Here is a 17,259-nt window from a genome sequence, read left to right on the forward strand (position 1 = left end):
CAGTACCAGACACGGACCGGGGGGCCCATGACAGCGGACAGCACGGCGCAGCGTTCCGAGCCCATCAGACATGTTCTGGAGCACTGCGAGATCCTCGATCACCGGCGGTGGATGGAAGTGGTGCTCCGCGCCGGTCATGACGTGACGGATGCAGACCTGCTCGTGTTCCGTGCAGGTCTGCGCGAGGTGGCGGACTGGCAGTCGAAGCCGATGCTCATCCACATGCGGTCCCTGCTCGGCGTGAGCCTCGAGGGCCGGGCACGCATCAGCCGCTACAGGCACCCAACGCGGATCGCCGTCATGGGGAACAGCCCGATGGACGAGATCATCGCGAGTTTCACCCTGCGCTCCCCCAGCCGGACGGAGTACTTCTCCGATCGACTGGAGGCTCTGCGGTGGCTCGGAGTAGCCCCTCCGCACTGAGCCGGTCCAGCCAGGACGACCGCCGGTGTGAACCGACGTCGGGGAGCAGGGGGACGACGGGTGAGAATGAAGGGTATGACGTTCTCCTCCGATCCGGTCCTCGACGCGATGGCGACACGGCGCTCGGTCTCGAAGGTGGGTCCAGAGACTCCCTCCGACACCGAACTCCTCGAGCTATTGGCAGCGGTCACCCCGGTTGCCGACCACAAGGCACTCCGGCCCTGGCGACTCATCACCCTGCGCGGTGATGACCGGAGGCGGCTCGGCGAAGCACTCGACGAGGCGGCGGGAACGATTCGTGGGCCCGGTGAGCACAACGCGAAGCCTTTCCGCGCAGAACTGCTGATCGCCGTCGTCGTGAGCCCGAAGGAGCACCCCAAGGTGCCGGCGTGGGAACAGCACGCCACGGCCGCCGGTGCCGCGCATCTGCTGGAGCTGGCGCTGTGGCGAGCCGGCTGGGGGGTCATGTGGCGGACGGGCCTGCTGACGAACGCTCCGGCGGTGCGTGCCGCACACGGACTCGCCGCGCACGAACAACTCATGGGCTGGCTCTATGTGGGCAGTATCAACGACTCGTTCCGTACCCGCCTGCTCGGATCGAACCGGCCGGCACTCGATCCCCGTCAGTTCCTGGGGTCCATGCCGCCGGCGCAGACCCAGGCCTGACCGGCGCTGCTGGTCCGGCGATACACACCCGGCACAGCCGGTCAACAGCAGCAGGCGAGGATGCCGTCCATTCGGGCGGGTGGGAATCCGGTGCTTATGATGGTCCTCGTGCCGGCTTTGGGGGAGCCTGCACCGAGTTCAGAAGCGAGCTTATCCATTTCTTCGTCCTTCGGGATCGGACAGGTAAGTGTGCTGAACCGTCTTTCGCCCTCCAATACAGGCCCCGACGACACCATCATCCTCGGGGCAGGGCCCCGCTGATGGTCGACGAGGCGACCAGGACCCGGGCGCGACGCGCCGACCTCTCGTGGAAGCGTCACCTGGAGGATCTGGCGGCCTTCCATGCCCACTACGGGCGGACCCCGTCCTCGATCCGGCCCGTGAACGCCGGCGAGGAACGCCTGGCCAGGTGGTGGCACCGTCAGCTCGTCGCCGCCGGACGACAGCTGCTGACCGCCGAACAGGCGTGCCTCCTCGACAACCTCTTCAGCCCCAACGCTATGGACGACCTGGCAGCCTGCTGAGGACGGAAGAGCCTCAGCCGATGCACGGAGCCAGGTGTCCTCGCTGCAGTTAGGGGGCGAGCACCACGTCCTCGCCGCGGAAGGTCGCGCGGAAGCCGTCGTCCCTGACGCCGACATCCTGCAGCACGAGGCCCTCGGGGAGACCCTCGACGTCGTGCTCGATAGTCACGGCACGGCGCGCGACCGCGGCCAGGGCATCGGAGAGGAATCCGGGCCCGCCGATGTCGATGGACCGTGGCTCGACGACGAGCCGACCGGTCACGACCTCCACCGTGCCCGACGCGACCACGCGCACCTCCCGGCCCAGCACCTCCACGGTCCGGACAACCTCGGCCTCCCCGCCGTCCCCGGGCCGGACGATCGCCCCGCCGCCGAGCTCCTCGGCGACGACGTCGAACGGCACCGTGGCATCCAGCTCGAGCCCACCCGCGATGAGCCCGCCGGGCCCGGTGACCACGTCCCGCCCCACGGCGTCGATGTCCCGCAGCGTGGTACCCCCGCTCACCGCTGTTCCCGCCTCCAGGACGACGTCGGCCAGCCACACGTCGTCCTCCCGGAGCTCCTCGGGCGGCCCGGCAGCGACCGGTCCTTCGCCGCTCGGCGACGGACGTGCTCCCGGCCCGCTCCGTCCGGCAGGTTCGCTGATCATGAACCAGACGACGGCCAGCGCCACCACCAGCACGATCAGCAGGCCGGCGGCACCGATGAGCCAGTCCCTCGCACGCGTCCACTCCATGACCTCAGTCTGATGGGTTCCCGATCCGGGAGCGAGTCCCCGCGCGGAGCCCCTCCAACTCGAGGGGCACAAGCGTCACAGCGGCGTGACGTAGGCGCCGGCGATCCCCCCGTCGACGAGGAACTGGCTCGCGGTGATGAAGGAGGAGTCGTCCGAGGCGAGGAACGCCACGGCCGCGGCCAGCTCGTCGGGCTCCGCGAACCGGCCCAGCGGCACGTGGACCAGTCGGCGGGCCGCGCGCTCCGGGTCGCTCGCGAACAGCTCCGTCAGGAGGGGTGTGTTGACCGGACCGGGGCACAGGGCGTTGACGCGGATGCCCTGCCGGGCGAACTCGACGCCGAGCTCGCGGCTCATCGAGAGCACGCCGCCCTTTGACGCGGAGTAGGAGATCTGCGAGGTCGCGGCGCCCATGACGGCCACGAAGGAGGCCGTGTTGATGATCGAGCCCTTGCCCTGGTGCTGCATGTACGGAATGACGTGCTTGCAGCAGTAGTAGACGCTGGTCAGATTGACCTCCTGCACCCGTCGCCACGCGTCGATTCCCGTCTCGAGGATCGAGGCGTCCTCCGGGGGCGAGATCCCCGCATTGTTGAACGCGATGTCCACCCGCCCGTAGGTGTCCCTGGTGGTCCTGAAGAGGCTGACGACGTCGTCCTCCTGCGTGACGTCGGTGCGCACGAAGATCCCTCCCACCGAGTCCGCCGCCTCCTGACCCGCCTCGTCGGAACAGATGTCCGCAATGACAACGCGGGCCCCCTCGTGGGCCAGGCGCCGGGCCGTCGCCAGCCCTATCCCGGACGCCCCACCGGTGATCACCGCACTGCGATCCTTCAGTCGATTGCTGATCAACCCGTTGTAGGGGGCAGCGCTGTCCTCAGCCATGGCACTCCTTGGTTCCTTGCGTGGTGACGAATGGGTGGTCGGCAGTCAGTCGGTCGAGATGAAGACATTCTTGACCTCGCTGAAGGCATCGAGGGCATCAGGGCCGAGCTCACGGCCCAGACCCGACTGCTTGTAGCCCCCGAACGGCGTGGCGTAGCGGACCGAGGAGTGCGAGTTCACCGAGAGGTTCCCCGCCTCGACGCCACGCGAGACCCGCAGCGCCCGACCGACGTCGGACGTCCAGATGGATCCGGAGAGCCCGAAGTCCGAGTCATTGGCGATGCGCAGGGCATCGGCCTCGTCGTCGAAGGGCACGACGGCGACCACCGGTCCGAAGATCTCCTCCCGCAGGGATCGCGCCCCGGCATCCGACGGCGTGAGGACCGTCGGCGGGAACCAGAAGCCCTCCCCGGTCGGCGCAGTCCCCTGGAACGCGACCTCGGCATTGGGCCGGCCGTCGCCGTCGTACACGAAGGACGACACCGTGGCGTGCTGGTCCGCCGAGATGAGCGGTCCCATCTCCGTGGTCTCCTCGGAAGGGTCACCGACCCGGAAGGCCTTGACCGCGGGCTCGAGCAGACCGAGGAACTTCTCGTAGACGGAGCGCTGGACGAGGATGCGGGAACGGGCGCAGCAATCCTGCCCGGCGTTGTCGAACACGCCGCCCGGGGCGCTGGCGACAGCCCTGTCGAGATCGGCGTCCGCGAAGATGATGTTGGCGCTCTTGCCCCCGAGTTCCAGCGTGACGCGCTTGACCTGCTCGGCGCATCCGGCCATCACCCGCTTCCCGACGGCGGTCGACCCCGTGAAGACGACCTTGCGCACCGACGGGTGGGTGACGAAGCGCTCGCCCACCACTGACCCCTTGCCTGGCACCACGGTGAACACACCCTCGGGAATGCCCGCCTGCAAGGCCAGTTCACCCAGCCGGATCGCAGTCAGGGGCGTCAGCTCGGCGGGCTTGAGAACCACGGTGTTGCCGGCAGCGAGCGCGGGCGCGAACCCCCAGCCGGCGATCGGCATGGGGAAGTTCCACGGGACGATCACCCCCACCACCCCGAGCGGCTCGTTGAAGGTGATGTTCACTCCCCCGGCCACCGGTATCTGCCGACCGGAGTGCCGTTCGGGAGCCGCGGAGTAGTAGGTCAGCACGTCCCGGACATTGCCGGCCTCCCAGAGTGCATTGCCGATGGTGTGCCCGGCATTGGCCACCTCCAGGGTGGCGAGGTGCTCCAGATCGGAGTCCACCACGTCGGCGAACCGTCGCAGCAGCCGGCCACGATCGGCCGGAGCCACGGCGCGCCAGGACGCGAAGGCGGTGGCCGCTGCCTCGATGGCCCTGTCGGTGGCGGCGACGTCGGCCAGCGCAACATCCTGGATCGCGGCACCGGTGGAGGGGTTGAGGACGGTGAAGCTGCTCACGTGAGGCTCTCCTGACGGTGGTGGTAGCGGGCGGCCGCGTCCACGAACCCCTTGAAGAGCCGGGCGTCCGCCGGGTTCTCCTCGGGGTGGAACTGCACGCCCAGGGCCCAGCCGGGCGCGTCGGTGCACTCGACGGCCTCGATGGTCCCGTCGGGCGCCCACGCGGTAGGGCGGAGTCCGGCTCCGAGACGGTCCACGGACTGGTGGTGATAGCACGGAGCCGTACCCACGTGCCCGAGCAGCCCGGCCGTCAGGGTACCCGGCTCCGTGGTGAACTCCACGGTGCCGTAGACCCCTGGCGAGGGCTGGTAGCGCGATTCCGGGAGCAGATCGGGCACGTGCTGGAACAGGGTGCCTCCGAGGGCCACATTCAGGATCTGCGCGCCACGGCAGATCGCGAAGAGCGGCACCCCGGTCTCCAGCGCTGCCCGGGTGAGCCTGATGTCGTGGTCGTCTCGCTCGGGCTGTGCCGCGGTGGTGGGGTGCGGGTCCGCCTGGTAGTTGGCGGGGTCCACGTCCACCCCGCCGATCACGATCAGGCCGTCCAGCACGGCGAGGACCGATTCGTCGGTACCCACCGGCGGCAGCAGGAGAGGGGTTCCGCCCGCGGCCACCACCCCGGTGACGTACTTCCCCGGGACGATGGCGGCGCGGTCCTCCCACACACCCCACGACGCTTCCTGCCAGTAGGTGGTCAGGCCGATCCTGGGCCTGGACTGGGTGGCACCTCCCATCAGTGGCGCTCGAATCCGCGGTGGACTTCCCAGTCCGTGATGGCCGCATTGAACTGCTCCAGCTCCACGTCCGCGTAGTGCGTGTAGTGTTCCACGACCTCCTCCCCGAAGACTTCCCGGGCGATCGCGGAGTTGGCGAAGAGTTCCCTGGCCTCCGCCATGGTGTGGGGTACGTGCTCCGCATCGGAGTCGTAGGCGTTCCCCTCGGTCATGGGCGGCAGTTCCAGTTCGTGCTCGATCCCGTAGAGGCCGCCGGCCAGCATCGCGGCCAGCGCGAGGTAAGGGTTCGCGTCCGCTCCGGGCAGTCTGTTCTCCATCCGGGCCGAGTGCCCCTTGCCCACCAGGCGCACCGAGCAACTGCGGTTGTCCAGGCCCCAAGCCACGGCCGTGGGGGCGAAGGAGCCCTTCGCGAAGCGCTTGTAGGAGTTGATGTTGGGCGCATAGAAGAGGGTGAAATCCCGCATGGTAGCCAGCACTCCGGCAATGAAGTGGTTGTACAGCGCGGTGCGCTCCCCCGTGTCGGCGTCCCAGAAGACCAGGTCCCCCTCGGTGCCGCGCAGGGACATGTGGATGTGGCAGGAGGATCCGTCGCGTGCGTTCGGCTTGGCCATGAAGGTCACCGACTGCCCGCGCTGCGCCGCCATCTGCTTGGCTGAGAGCTTGTAGAAGACGTGGTTGTCCGCCGTCGTGATGACGTCGTCGTACCGGAAGGCGATCTCGTGCTGCCCGAAGTTGCACTCGCCCTTGGCCGACTCGACGATCATTCCGGCCTCGAACATGGTGTTGCGGATGTCGCGCAGCAGTGGTTCCACCCGCATGGACCCGAGGATCGAGTAGTCGACGTTGTAGAGATTCGCGGGTGTCAGCTCGAGATAGTTGCTGCGCTGCGCCTCCTCGTAGCTGGTGTTGTAGATCATGAACTCCAGTTCCGTCCCGGACACGGCCCGGTACCCCAGGGCCACGGCCTTCTCCTGCTGGGAGCGCAGGAGACTCCGTGGGGAGACGGAGACGCGCTCACCGGTGGTGTAGTTGAGATCGGCCTGGATCATGGCCGTCTTCTCCAGATAGGGCACGCGCCGGATGGTGTCCAGATCCAGATCGAACTCCATGTCCCCGTAGCCCTTGTCCCAGCTGGACATGGCGTACCCGGCAACGGTGTTCATCTCCGTGTCGACGGACAGGAGGTAGTTGCAGGCCTCGGAGCCGTGCTCCAGGGCGGACTCGAGGAAGAACCCGCCGTGGATGACCTTCCCCTGCAGGCGCCCCTGCATATCGGTGAAGGCCAGGATCACACTGTCGATCTCGCCGTCGTCGATGGACTGCCGGAGCTGGTCCACGGTGAGCATTTTCTCGTTGCGCGGATGTGACGTCATTTTTCTCCTCGGGTGGGCATTGGGATGCAGGCTCTATTTCAGGGTCTTCTCGGAGTCCTGGAGCAGGGCGAACTCCTCCTCGGGTGCGCTCGCCACCAGGTGGTGGCGGCTGTAGAACCAGAAGTACGCCAGGGCCACGAGGAACACCCCGGCGGTGATGCTGGCTGCCACCACATCCAGGACGAAGGTCGCGACCAGTGCGACGACGGCCAGGACGAGCGCGATACCCGTGGTCACCACACCGCCCGGTGTCCGGTAACCGCGCTCCAGGTCGGGTTCCTTGACGCGGAGCATGATGTGGCTCAGGTTCAGCAGCACGTACGAGAGCGTGGCGCCGAAGACCGCGATGTTGATCAGCAGGCCGCCGTTGCCGGTCACCGACGCCAGGATGAAGCCGATGGTTCCCGGGACCACGAGTGCGAGCCACGGCGTCTGCCGGGAGGTGGTGAGGGAGAGCGCCCTGGGCAGATAACCGGCGCGGGAGAGCGCGAAGAGCTGTCGGGAGTAGGCGAAGACGATCGAGAAGAAACTCGCCACCAGGCCCGCGAGACCGGCGTAATTCACGACGTCGGCCAGGACGGAGTCGCCACCGGCGACCGCCCGGAGGGCCTCGGGGAGCGGCGAATCGGATTCCCCCATGGCCGATGCCCCCGCTGTGCCGGGGACCAGCACGAGCATCGCTGCTCCGGAGACGAGGAGGAACACCATGGCGACGATGATGCCGCGTGGCATGTCCCGCTTGGGGTTCGAGGACTCCTCGGCTGCCAGCGGCACGCCCTCGATGGCCAGGAAGAACCAGATCCCGAAGACCAGCGCAGCCAACACACCCGAGATGCCGAAGGGCAGGAACGCGCTGGAACCGGTCGAGCCGTCCGGGACGATGTCGAAGAGATTGTCGGTGCGGAAGTGCGGTACCAGGCCGATCACCGTGATGACCAGCGCTATGACGGCGATCGCGGTGATGCCGAACATGACCTTCAGCGCCTCACCCACACCCCAGAGGTGGATGCCGATGAACACCACGTAGGTCACGAGGTAGACGGGCCACGAGTTGGTGAGTCCGAAGAGCCCGAGTGCCTCGATGTAGCCTCCGATGAAGGTGGCGATGGCGGCGGGTGCCACCGAGTACTCGATGAGCACGGCCATGCCGGTGGCGAAGCCACCCAGCGGTCCGAGGGCACGACGCGCGAAACCGTACCCGGCCCCCGCCGTCGGGAGGGTGGAGGACATCTCCGCGAGCCCGAACACCATGCACGTGTACATGAGGCCCATGAGCAGGAAGGCGATGAGGAGTCCGCCCCAGCCGCCCACGGCGAGGCCAAGGTTCCAGCCGGAGAAGTCCCCCGAGATGACGTAGGCGACGCCGAGGCCCGCCAGCAGGATCCAGCCGGCTGCGCCTCCCCTGAGCCGACGGTGCTCCAGATAATCCTTGTCCACAGCTCCGTAGTCGATGCGGGATGTTCGCGCCATGAGTCGTCCGTTCTGGGAAGGAGGAGTCTCTGCTGGATCTGTACGGTGGGCGATCAATGGAACAATTTCAGTCCTTTGCCCTGACTCACTGTGAGCCAGGGCACATCGCCGCGTCAACCCTTCGAGGGTAAGAAGTTTTCGAATGGTTCCCGATCGGACCACAGCTCGTGGAGCACGCTTCATGGGATGCTGGCGTCATGAACATCACGGACGACGCAGCTTCGGAGCTCCACCCGCGCTACAGGCTGCTCGGCTCGGTCCGGACGGGCAATGCCTTCGAGGAGACCGTGGAGCACCTGCTGCGCGGTATCAAGATCGGCCTTTTCCCCGCCGGTGAACGTCTGCCGGCCGAACGCGAGCTGGCGAAGGTCCTCGGGGTCTCCCGGGCCACCCTGCGCGATGCCCTGGCAGAACTGCAGCAGGCCCGGTACCTGAGTATCCAGCGCGGACGGTACGGCGGAGCAGTCGTCGCCCCGGAGTTGCCCTCGCGGGGTGCGGCACTGGGTAGCCAGGACCGGGCTGCGGTGGAGGATGTCCTCGCCTTCCGGGCCGCCGTGGAACCGGCGGCTGCAGCACTGGCTGCCGACTCGACGCTCACGGCGTCGGACCGCACCCGTCTGCTCGATGGGCTCCGCTCGGTCTCGGGGGCCGGCCCCGGACAGTACCGTCCCCTGGATGCACGCCTGCACATCACCATCGCCGAGCTGGGAGGCTCCCCGCGCCTGGCCGCAGCGGTTGCCGAGGCACGTGCCGCAACAAGCGACCTGCTGGACCGTATCCCCTTCCTGGAGCGGAACATCGAGCACTCGGACCTCCAGCACACCAGCATCGTCGAGGCGATCCTGGCCGGGGACCCGACTCTTGCACGGACCCTGATGCTGGAACACCTCGAAGGAACCGCCGCCCTGCTCCGCGGCTTCCTCACCGAGGCCACTCAGGAGCCGGAGGCATAGCCGACCCGCTCCACGACGTCCACGGCCCGATGGCTGCGCATGGGGCGCTGCGGGATTGAGTAGGCTCCGAGCATGACGTGGCTGACGCGCAGTGCCGGTTTTCTTCCGATCCGCAGGACCGCAGGCTGGCTCGCCGCGGGCTTCCTCGCCCTGCAGGGCGTGGTCATCGCCGTGCTGCTGGTCACGGATGCCGTGAAGAAGAAGGGACGAGCCCGCCGAACGGGCTTCCCCCGCCCGGGCACGTTCCACAGCACGGTGGGTGACACGCGGATCACCACCTACACCTACGGCGCCGATCTGTATCGGGACATGCTCACCGCGATCGACGGCGCGCAGACGCGCATCCTGCTGGAAACCTTCATCTGGAAGGGCGACGAGGTGGGCCGGCAGATCCGCGACGCGGTGAACAGGGCAGCGGCCCGCGGTGTCGAGGTGTACGTGATCTACGACCACTTCGGGAATCTGGTGGTCCCGCGGTCCTTCTACAGTTTCCACCCCGCTGTGCGGGTCTTCCGCTTCCCCGCCATTGATCCGTCGCTGCTGCACAGCCCCCGCCGCGCTGCAGGGCTGACCCACCGCAAGCTGCTCGTGGTGGATCAGGGCCTGGGCTTCGTGGGTGGGTACAACCTCGGCTCCCTCTACGCGACCGAGTGGCGCGACACCCATCTCCGGCTGGAAGGGACGACGGCGTTCGAGCTGGGGCATTCCTTCGCGCAGGTATGGAACAGCCTTGCTGCGAAGCATCCCGATCTCTCACCGCTCAATCCGACCGCGTGGAATCCTCCGATCCGCGCCATCAACAACATCCCGGTCAACCGCGTCTTCCCGATCCGCAGCGTGTACCTGGATGCCATCAGCCGCGCTCAGACGTACATTCATCTCACGACGGCGTACTTCATCCCCGACCAGCAGGTGCTCAAGGCCCTCATCGAGGCGTCCAGGCGAGGCGTGGATGTGCGGGTGATCGTACCGGAGGTCTCGAACCATATCCTGACGGACTGGTTGTCCCGCGGCTTCTACACCACGCTCCTGCGGGAGAACATCACCATTCTGCTGTACCGGAACGCGATGATCCACGCCAAGACGGCCAGCATCGACGGCCAGTGGTCCATCGTCGGCACGGCCAACATCGACCGGCTCAGCCTGGGGTTCAACTACGAGATAGACCTCGAGATCCAGGACGAGGACTTCGCTGCCGACATGGAGCGGATCTTCACCGTCGACAGCGCCAACTGCCGCATCGTCGACGCCGGGGAGTGGAGCAGGCGCCACCCCGCGGCGCGGATCGCGGAGACGGTCCTGAGACCGCTGCGGCCCTATCTCTGAGTTTCGTCTGCTGCTGATCAGCGCCCCGAGGAACGCTCAGGCGACTGTCCCGCCCGCAGGTGCTGCGCCGTCGGCGGCCGAGCCCCGCCCGACGGCGTCGTCGTCGTCGTCGTCCGACCGTCGGGGACGCTCCGGGATGCGGAACACCGGGAGGGCGATGTTGATCATGGGCCCGATGAGCAGGGCGAAGGCCACGGTGCCGAGACCCACGGAGCCGCCGAGCCACCAGCCCAGCAGCAGGACAGTCCCCTCGATGGCGGTGCGTACCAACCAGATGGGCAACCCGAGGCGGTCGTGAAGACCCGTCATGAGCCCGTCGCGCGGTCCGGGACCCAGCCTCGCCCCGATGTAGAGGCCGCTGGCGATCGCGAGCAGCACGAGGCCGCCCGTGAACAGCATTATCCGGGCCCACAGCTGATCCGGCTCGCCCAGGAGTGCGAGTCCGGCCTCGGCGCTGGGGCCCACGAGAAGCACATTGAGGATGGTCCCGATACCCGGGCGTTGCCGCAGCGGGATCCAGAGGACGAGCACGATCACCCCGATGATGTTGGTCATGAACCCGAAGGGGATGCCGGTCTGCAGTGCCCCGCCCTGACCCAGGACGTCCCACGGTGAGACCCCGAGCGTGGCCCTGATCATCATGGCGAGCGAGAAGCCGTACAGGAACAGACCGACGAGGAGCTGGAGGCCCCGCCAGGTGCCGCGAAATGTCATGGTCCCAGTAGACCGCCGAACGGCCCCTGCAACAAATGGTCCCGTGCCGTGCGCAGCACCTCAGGTCACCCCCTGTCCGCGCCCTCGCGGGTTCCTGCCCCGCGTCACCGCGTGGAAGTGAGGGCGGCAGGTCAGGCGGCGGCGACCCGCTGGTCGAGGTACTCGGCGAGATAGGGCGCCGTGATGCTCGTTCCACGGTCGAGATCGGCGATCTGCCGGGGCGTTCCGGTGGCCACGATGGTCCCGCCGGCCGAACCACCACCGGGGCCCAGATCGATCACCCAGTCCGCCGCCGCCACCACGGCCATGGTGTGCTCCACGACCACCACGGTGTTCCCCGCTGCCACGAGCTTCCGGAGCTGCGCGAGGAGCAGGACGACGTCGGCCGGGTGCAGGCCCGTCGTCGGTTCGTCGAGCAGATACAGGGTGTGGCCCCTGCGGGCACGCTGGAGCTCGGTGGCCAGCTTGATGCGCTGGGCCTCACCGCCGGAGAGCTCGGTGGCAGGCTGTCCGAGGCGCAGATAGCCCAGCCCCACCTCGCGGAGTGTCTCCAGGGACCGGGCCGCCGCAGGGATGTTCGCCAGGAACACCTCGGCGTCGTCGACCGTCATCCCGAGGACGTCGGCGATGGTGCGCCCGTCCAGGGTGACGGTCAGCGTCTCGTCGTTGTACCGGGCTCCGTGACACGTGGGGCAGGGGCCGTAGCTGCCGGGCAGGAACAGGAGCTCCACCGACACGAAGCCCTCGCCCTGGCAGGTCTCGCATCGCCCGCCCGGGACGTTGAAGGAGAAGCGGCCCATCCCGAAGCCCTTGGCGCGAGCAGCCGGGGTGGCCGCGAAAGCCTTCCGGACGGCGTCGAACAGGCCCGTGTACGTGGCCAGATTGGAGCGGGGCGTCCGGCCGATGGGCTTCTGGTTCACGCTGACCAGGCGGTCGATGTGCTCGAGTCCGCTGATCCCGGCGACCACCGCACCAGTCACGGCGTCCTCGTCGGGCTCGGTGTCCGCCGGCTCGAGATCGGCCGGGGTGTCGTTGCGGACGTGCCGCCCGACGCCCTCGGCGAGGACCGAGCTGACGAGGGTGGATTTGCCCGAGCCGGACACCCCGGTGACGGCCGTGAGGACACCCACGGGGATGTCGGCGTCGAGCCCCACGAGATTGTGGCGGTGGATGCCTTCGAGATGGAGCCAGCCCGAGGGCTCGCGCGGCTCGGCGGTGTCTGGAGTGGTGGTCGGTGCCAGGAACGGTGCCGTGAGGGATTCGGGCACGTCCTGGAGCCCGTCCACGGGCCCGCTGTAGACGATGGTCCCGCCGCCCTGGCCCGCGAGTGGGCCGACGTCCACGATCCACTCGGCCCGCCGCACCACGTCCATGTTGTGCTCCACCACGAAGACGGTGTTCCCGGCGTCCTTCAGTGCCTCCAGGACGCCCAGGAGCGGTTCCACGTCGGCGGGGTGCAGACCGGCGGAGGGTTCGTCGAGCACGTAGATCACGCCGAACAGGCCGGAGCGCAACTGGGTGGCGATGCGCAGTCGCTGCATCTCGCCCGGAGAGAGTGTGGGCGTGGCCCTGCTGAGGCTCAGGTAGCCCAGTCCCAGGTCCACCAGCACCTCGAGCCGCTGGATCAGGTCCCGGCTGATGGTCACGGAGACCTCCGTCCGCTCACCCGAGCTGGACGAGCGGTGTGCGGCGGTCGGGTGCTCGACGGCGGCGGCCGGCGCGAGGTGCGCTGTCAGCTCCGCGAGAGGCAGGGCGTTCGCCTCGGAGATGGACAGTCCCGCGAAGGTCACCGCGAGCGCCTCGTGGCGCAGCCCGGTCCCTCCGCACAGGGTGCAGGGGCCGGATTCCATGAACGGCAGCACGCGGTCCCGCATCTGCTGGCTCTTGGAATCGTGCAGGGTGTGCATGACGTAGCTCTTCGCGCTCCAGAACCTTCCCTTGTAGGGTTTGGCGATCCGGTCCCGCTGGGGGGTGACGTCGACCACGGGCTGCTCGTCGGTGAACAGCAGCCACGAGCGTGCTTCCTCGGGGAGATCACGCCAGGGGATGTCGATGTCATAGCCGAGCTCGCGGACGATGTCCCGGAGGTTCTTGCCCTGCCAGGCACCGGGCCACGCGGCGATGGCGCCCTCGGTGATGCTCAGTGAGGGGTCGGGGACGAGGGTCTGCTCCGTGACGTCGCGAGCGATGCCCAGACCGTGGCAGCGGGGGCAGGCTCCGGCAGCGGTATTGGGCGAGAACGCATCGGAGTCCAGCCTGCCCTCGACTCCCTCGGGATAGGTTCCGGCGCGGGAGTAGAGCATTCGCAGTGAGTTCGAGAGCGTGGTCAGCGTACCCACCGTGGAGCGCGCGCTCGGGGTTCCGCGGCGCTGCTGCAGGGCGACGGCGGGCGGGAGCCCGGTGATCGACCCGACGTGCGGTGTGTTGCCCTGCTGGATGAGGCGCCGCGCATAGGGCGCGACCGACTCGAGATAGCGGCGCTGGGCCTCGGCGAAGATGGTCCCGAAGGCAAGCGACGACTTCCCGGACCCGGAGACGCCGGTGAAGGCGACGACGGCGTCGCGTGGGCAGTCGACGTCGACGGCGCGGAGGTTGTTCTCACTCGCGCCGCGCACGCGGACGAAACCCTCTCGCGTACTGCTCGTCTCGGCGGGGGCGTTGATCAGTTCAGTCACCGTCACCACCCTACGGTCATTCGGTCCCCGGACTGCCCTGCGCAGGCTGACCAGGCGGAGGGGCACGTCGCGGGGCGAGCCGCGGTCATGGCGATCCGCCTGGGCCGGCCTGGTCGACCCGACCCCACGGCACGGGGAGAGGACGGTCCAGTCCACCTGTGGGAGAGTCGCTTCCGTTCGCCGAGCAACCGAAGTCCCGTTGGGGCATTCTTGTGCCCCCGCTGCCCGACGCATCCGAAGTCTTGCGGGTGGATCCCATGATTCCGGGCCTAATCCCCGGTAGATCCGTCCAGCAGCTCGCGCAGAATATCCAGATGACCGCAGTGCCTACCCGTTTCCTCGATCATGTGCACCAGAACCCACCGCACGCTCTGTCCGCCGTCGCCAGCGCGGCAGCGATCCTCCAGCCCATACCGCTCGAGAACGTCACGGGACTGGCGGCAGGCAGCCTCGTAGTCCCCAATGATGTTCACCAGGCTGTCCTCTTCACTCACCCGGAATTCGCCGTCGGGGTCCTCCGCGGACCACCGGGTGGGCACGTCATGCCGCCCGTCAATCCGGTCCTGGAACCAGAACAGTTCAACGTCTGTCAGGTGTTGCACCGATCCTGACACCGTCGTCAGCGAAGGTACGAGCCGCCTGGTGCCGTCGGTATTGCTGAGGCCACTGGCCTTCATCACTACCGTTGCCCGGAAGTAGTCCAGGAAGCCGGTCAGTGTCTCCCGCTCTCCGGCCGCCACAGGTGGTTCCGTCCGGCTGTCGTGTCCCATCCGACCAACCTAGTCAGGGGAGTCGAGCCACAGTGCAGGCGCGCCGACCACGACGAACAGGGACGAGCGGAACGGCTCAGGAAGAAGTCTCATACGCCGATCGGGGTGTGGAACAGCCTCGTGAGCGCCCAGCCCAACGCTGGTTCCGTTCACGGTCGCGGGGCCAATCCCGATCCGTAGGTTCGGGTCTGCTGCACGGATAGGTGAGGCCGTCCCGCTGTCGGTTCCTACAGAGCCCTCGCGCCAAGCGTGTCGTAAAGTCGTTGAGGGGGCCCGTCCGCACGCTACCTGGAGGCTCCCATGCACACCGCGCCCCCCTCCGATCCCGCTCACACGGGGCCCCGGCGAGAGGCTGCGTCCGGGAGGACACGCATTAGGCCGGACATCCAGGGCCTGCGCGCCCTGGCGGTCGTGGTGGTGGTACTGGATCATCTGATCGGGTGGCCGAGCGGCGGCTTCATCGGCGTGGACATCTTCTTCGTCATCTCGGGCTTCCTCATTACGGGGCTCCTTCTCCGGGAGTACGAGAAGGCCGGGCGCATCTCCTTCGGCAACTTCTACCGGCGGCGCATCAAGCGCATCATTCCGGCGTCGCTCGTCGTGATCGTAGTGACCCTCCTCGGGGCCTACGCGATTTTCAGGCCCTCCCGCTTCCACGGGACGGCGCAGGACGGCGTGGCAGCGGCGCTGTTCTACGCCAACCGGCGCTTTGCAGCCATTGGCACCGACTACTTCCGGGCGAACGTACCGGTCTCTCCCCTGCAGCACTTCTGGTCCCTGTCCGTCGAGGAGCAGTTCTACTTCGTGTGGCCCGCCGTGATGCTCCTGGTGCTGACGTTGGTGGCAAAGCAGCCGAACGGTGGTCCCGCGCAAGCCCGGCTCTGCGCAGGACTCATCATCGGACTGATCTCCGTGGCATCCTTTGCCTGGGCATTCCGGGAAACGCAGACCTCACCAACCCAGGCCTACTTCTCCACGTTCTCCCGCGGCTGGGAACTCGGTGCCGGTACGGCTCTGGCCTGCGCCGCACCGCTGTGCAGCCGACTCGCTGCGAGGGTGCGTCCGCTGCTGGCCTGGCTGGGCATCGGCCTGATGGTGGCCGGGCTGTTCCTCGTCGACTCGTCCTCGGCCTTCCCTGCACCGTGGGCACTTCTCCCTGTCCTCGGTGCGGTCCTCGTGATCCTGGCCGGTACCGGTGCGGACAGACACCGGTTCCTGCTGCCCCTCACCAATCCCGTGAGCGGGTACCTCGGCAACATCTCCTACTCGCTGTACCTTTGGCACTTCCCGGTGATCATCATCGGCGGCGCCGTGTTCCTCGGCCGGGGCCCCGTATTCTACCTGGGCTGCGCTGCAGCGATGATCCTCCTCGCGGTGTTCTCCTACCACCTCATCGAGGACCCGGTCCGTAGGTCCTCGTGGCTCTCCGGGCAGAGAGCAGGGGCTGCCGGAACGACGACGCCGGACAGGAAGGCAGCTCACGAAACGGCGCGTCGGGCCGGCTTCCAGCGAGCCGCCATAGCTGCCGGCCTCACGGCCGTTCTGGCGACAGGAGCGGTGCCCCTCGTACCAGAGCATGCCCGGGCCATTGAGCTGGCCGGCAAGGAAGCGCCCGCCGTGTCGGATGAGACGGCCATTTTGCAGAGGCAGATCCGCAGTGCGCTCGAGAAGGAGGACTGGCCGCAGCTGGAACCCAGTATGGACGAGGCGATGAACGGACCGTTGGCTTCCGGAGAAATCAGCGCCTGCGGTGGTACCGGACGCTTGGATATCAGAGAGTGCACGTGGGGTGACCCTGATGCCACCCGACGCGCAGTGGTTGTCGGCGACTCGATCGCAATGTCCTGGACGTCGACAGCGCGAGACGTGTTCAGATCCGCGGATGGCTGGGCGGTCACCAGCCTCGCTTCGTCCGGCTGCACCTTCACGGACACCCTCGTGAAGAATCCTTCCCCGAGACTCGTGGCGGCGTGCGAAGGGCGGAAAGCGCAGGCTGTGGAGGCTATCACCAGACTCCGACCAGAGGTCGTGATCATTTCCAACACGTACGAGCCGCGAATCCCCGCGGGCCGGGACGAGCCAATGAGTCCGGAGGAGTGGAAGGACAGCACACAGGAAATTGTGTCCCGCTTCAGCGATTCCGTGGGCTCCGTCATATTCCTCTCGCCCCCACCCCTCACCACCGACATCCAGACGTGCTATTCGAAGATCGCCGACCCATCCTTCTGCGCCGGACAGATCGACGCGCAGTGGCACACCTTCGCGACCGCCGAACAGGAGCTCGCCGCAGAACTCGGTGCGCTCTACGTGAGTCCGGAACTCTGGTTCTGCACAGAGAATTGGTGCCCGAGCTTCATCGGGAACACTCCCGTGATGCGGGACCTCGTCCACATGACGCCGCAGTTCCAAACCAAACTGGTACCCGCCCTACGCCACGAGCTCGAAAATCACGCCATCCTCGAATCCCGACAGTCCTCTCCCCGGGAAAGCCGTGACCAGCCACGAGAACGGCTTCCGTTACCTTATTCGTGACTCTGGTCCTGCTACACGATGTGGGTCTCTCGAAATGATCCACGACGACTCGCGTCCGT

Annotated in this window: 15 protein-coding genes; 6 read left to right on the plus strand and 9 right to left on the minus strand. The window is 67.6% G+C overall.

Annotated elements, in window-relative coordinates; translation table 11 throughout:
• Nucleotides 1-27 precede the first annotated feature (27 nt).
• The 3 genes from FQ377_RS01395 to FQ377_RS01405 all read left to right on the plus strand — a co-directional run bounded on the left by FQ377_RS01395 (nt 28) and on the right by FQ377_RS01405 (nt 1,613).
• Nucleotides 28-423 (plus strand): hypothetical protein, encoded by a 396-nt coding sequence (locus FQ377_RS01395; protein WP_148599458.1) that lies wholly within the window; start codon nt 28-30, stop codon nt 421-423.
• Nucleotides 424-498: 75 nt separating this feature from the next.
• Complete coding sequence (locus FQ377_RS01400) at nt 499-1,089, plus strand: nitroreductase family protein (protein WP_262364201.1); 591 nt, start codon at nt 499-501, stop codon at nt 1,087-1,089.
• A gap of 260 nt (nt 1,090-1,349) precedes the next feature.
• Nucleotides 1,350-1,613 (plus strand): helicase associated domain-containing protein, encoded by a 264-nt coding sequence (locus tag FQ377_RS01405; RefSeq protein ID WP_148599459.1) that lies wholly within the window; start codon nt 1,350-1,352, stop codon nt 1,611-1,613.
• Nucleotides 1,614-1,662: 49 nt separating this feature from the next.
• Here FQ377_RS01405 and FQ377_RS01410 read toward each other — a convergent pair whose 3' ends face one another.
• The 6 genes from FQ377_RS01410 to eat form a co-directional block, all read right to left on the minus strand.
• On the minus strand, nt 1,663-2,349 hold the full coding sequence (locus FQ377_RS01410; protein ID WP_148599460.1) for an LmeA family phospholipid-binding protein: 687 nt from the start codon (nt 2,347-2,349) through the stop codon (nt 1,663-1,665).
• 75 nt (nt 2,350-2,424) lie between these two features.
• Nucleotides 2,425-3,231 carry a 3-oxoacyl-ACP reductase gene (locus tag FQ377_RS01415; RefSeq protein WP_222861818.1) on the minus strand — a complete coding sequence of 269 codons (807 nt, stop codon included), beginning with the start codon at nt 3,229-3,231 and terminating at the stop codon, nt 2,425-2,427.
• A gap of 45 nt (nt 3,232-3,276) precedes the next feature.
• Nucleotides 3,277-4,653 (minus strand): aldehyde dehydrogenase family protein, encoded by a 1,377-nt coding sequence (locus FQ377_RS01420; RefSeq protein WP_148599461.1) that lies wholly within the window; start codon nt 4,651-4,653, stop codon nt 3,277-3,279.
• Nucleotides 4,650-5,387 (minus strand): gamma-glutamyl-gamma-aminobutyrate hydrolase family protein, encoded by a 738-nt coding sequence (locus FQ377_RS01425; protein ID WP_148599462.1) that lies wholly within the window; start codon nt 5,385-5,387, stop codon nt 4,650-4,652. Before FQ377_RS01425 ends, FQ377_RS01420 begins: the two co-directional genes overlap by 4 nt.
• On the minus strand, nt 5,387-6,760 hold the full coding sequence (locus tag FQ377_RS01430) for a glutamine synthetase family protein (protein ID WP_148599463.1): 1,374 nt from the start codon (nt 6,758-6,760) through the stop codon (nt 5,387-5,389). Before FQ377_RS01430 ends, FQ377_RS01425 begins: the two co-directional genes overlap by 1 nt.
• A gap of 33 nt (nt 6,761-6,793) precedes the next feature.
• Nucleotides 6,794-8,230 (minus strand): ethanolamine permease, encoded by a 1,437-nt coding sequence (gene eat / locus FQ377_RS01435; protein ID WP_148599464.1) that lies wholly within the window; start codon nt 8,228-8,230, stop codon nt 6,794-6,796.
• A 197-nt stretch (nt 8,231-8,427) separates the two neighbouring features.
• Here eat and FQ377_RS01440 point away from each other — a divergent pair, with 197 nt between their 5' ends.
• Nucleotides 8,428-9,183 carry a FadR/GntR family transcriptional regulator gene (locus FQ377_RS01440; protein WP_148599465.1) on the plus strand — a complete coding sequence of 252 codons (756 nt, stop codon included), beginning with the start codon at nt 8,428-8,430 and terminating at the stop codon, nt 9,181-9,183.
• Between the two features lie 72 nt (nt 9,184-9,255).
• Nucleotides 9,256-10,509 carry a phospholipase D-like domain-containing protein gene (locus tag FQ377_RS01445; protein ID WP_187393211.1) on the plus strand — a complete coding sequence of 418 codons (1,254 nt, stop codon included), beginning with the start codon at nt 9,256-9,258 and terminating at the stop codon, nt 10,507-10,509.
• A 36-nt stretch (nt 10,510-10,545) separates the two neighbouring features.
• Here FQ377_RS01445 and yczE read toward each other — a convergent pair whose 3' ends face one another.
• From yczE to FQ377_RS01460, 3 genes are all read right to left on the minus strand, one after another.
• Nucleotides 10,546-11,223: a membrane protein YczE gene (gene yczE / locus FQ377_RS01450; RefSeq protein ID WP_187393212.1), complete on the minus strand. Its 678-nt coding sequence runs from the start codon at nt 11,221-11,223 to the stop codon at nt 10,546-10,548.
• Nucleotides 11,224-11,354: 131 nt separating this feature from the next.
• Nucleotides 11,355-13,898 (minus strand): excinuclease ABC subunit UvrA, encoded by a 2,544-nt coding sequence (locus tag FQ377_RS01455; RefSeq protein ID WP_148599466.1) that lies wholly within the window; start codon nt 13,896-13,898, stop codon nt 11,355-11,357.
• A gap of 269 nt (nt 13,899-14,167) precedes the next feature.
• Nucleotides 14,168-14,668 carry a DinB family protein gene (locus FQ377_RS01460; RefSeq protein ID WP_148599467.1) on the minus strand — a complete coding sequence of 167 codons (501 nt, stop codon included), beginning with the start codon at nt 14,666-14,668 and terminating at the stop codon, nt 14,168-14,170.
• A gap of 300 nt (nt 14,669-14,968) precedes the next feature.
• Here FQ377_RS01460 and FQ377_RS01465 point away from each other — a divergent pair, with 300 nt between their 5' ends.
• Entirely contained in the window at nt 14,969-17,200 is a 2,232-nt protein-coding gene (locus tag FQ377_RS01465; RefSeq protein WP_148599468.1) for an acyltransferase family protein, read from the plus strand.
• Nucleotides 17,201-17,259: the final 59 nt, after the last annotated feature.

Origin of the sequence: Arthrobacter echini, assembly GCF_008107445.1 — a bacterium.
GTDB classification, from domain to species: Bacteria; Actinomycetota; Actinomycetes; order Actinomycetales; family Micrococcaceae; genus Arthrobacter_D; species Arthrobacter_D echini_A.

What these genes read in the sequence shown, in the direction of transcription:
- eat (WP_148599464.1), bottom strand. Translation starts at nt 8,230, where the DNA reads ATGGCGCGAACATCCCGCATCGACTACGGAGCTGTGGACAAGGATTAT.
- FQ377_RS01410 (WP_148599460.1), bottom strand. Translation starts at nt 2,349, where the DNA reads ATGGAGTGGACGCGTGCGAGGGACTGGCTCATCGGTGCCGCCGGCCTG.
- FQ377_RS01430 (WP_148599463.1), bottom strand. Translation starts at nt 6,760, where the DNA reads ATGACGTCACATCCGCGCAACGAGAAAATGCTCACCGTGGACCAGCTC.
- FQ377_RS01395 (WP_148599458.1), top strand. Translation starts at nt 28, where the DNA reads ATGACAGCGGACAGCACGGCGCAGCGTTCCGAGCCCATCAGACATGTT.
- FQ377_RS01425 (WP_148599462.1), bottom strand. Translation starts at nt 5,387, where the DNA reads ATGGGAGGTGCCACCCAGTCCAGGCCCAGGATCGGCCTGACCACCTAC.
- FQ377_RS01460 (WP_148599467.1), bottom strand. Translation starts at nt 14,668, where the DNA reads ATGGGACACGACAGCCGGACGGAACCACCTGTGGCGGCCGGAGAGCGG.
- FQ377_RS01400 (WP_262364201.1), top strand. Translation starts at nt 499, where the DNA reads ATGACGTTCTCCTCCGATCCGGTCCTCGACGCGATGGCGACACGGCGC.
- FQ377_RS01405 (WP_148599459.1), top strand. Translation starts at nt 1,350, where the DNA reads ATGGTCGACGAGGCGACCAGGACCCGGGCGCGACGCGCCGACCTCTCG.
- yczE (WP_187393212.1), bottom strand. Translation starts at nt 11,223, where the DNA reads ATGACATTTCGCGGCACCTGGCGGGGCCTCCAGCTCCTCGTCGGTCTG.
- FQ377_RS01415 (WP_222861818.1), bottom strand. Translation starts at nt 3,231, where the DNA reads ATGGCTGAGGACAGCGCTGCCCCCTACAACGGGTTGATCAGCAATCGA.
- FQ377_RS01445 (WP_187393211.1), top strand. Translation starts at nt 9,256, where the DNA reads ATGACGTGGCTGACGCGCAGTGCCGGTTTTCTTCCGATCCGCAGGACC.
- FQ377_RS01440 (WP_148599465.1), top strand. Translation starts at nt 8,428, where the DNA reads ATGAACATCACGGACGACGCAGCTTCGGAGCTCCACCCGCGCTACAGG.
- FQ377_RS01465 (WP_148599468.1), top strand. Translation starts at nt 14,969, where the DNA reads ATGCACACCGCGCCCCCCTCCGATCCCGCTCACACGGGGCCCCGGCGA.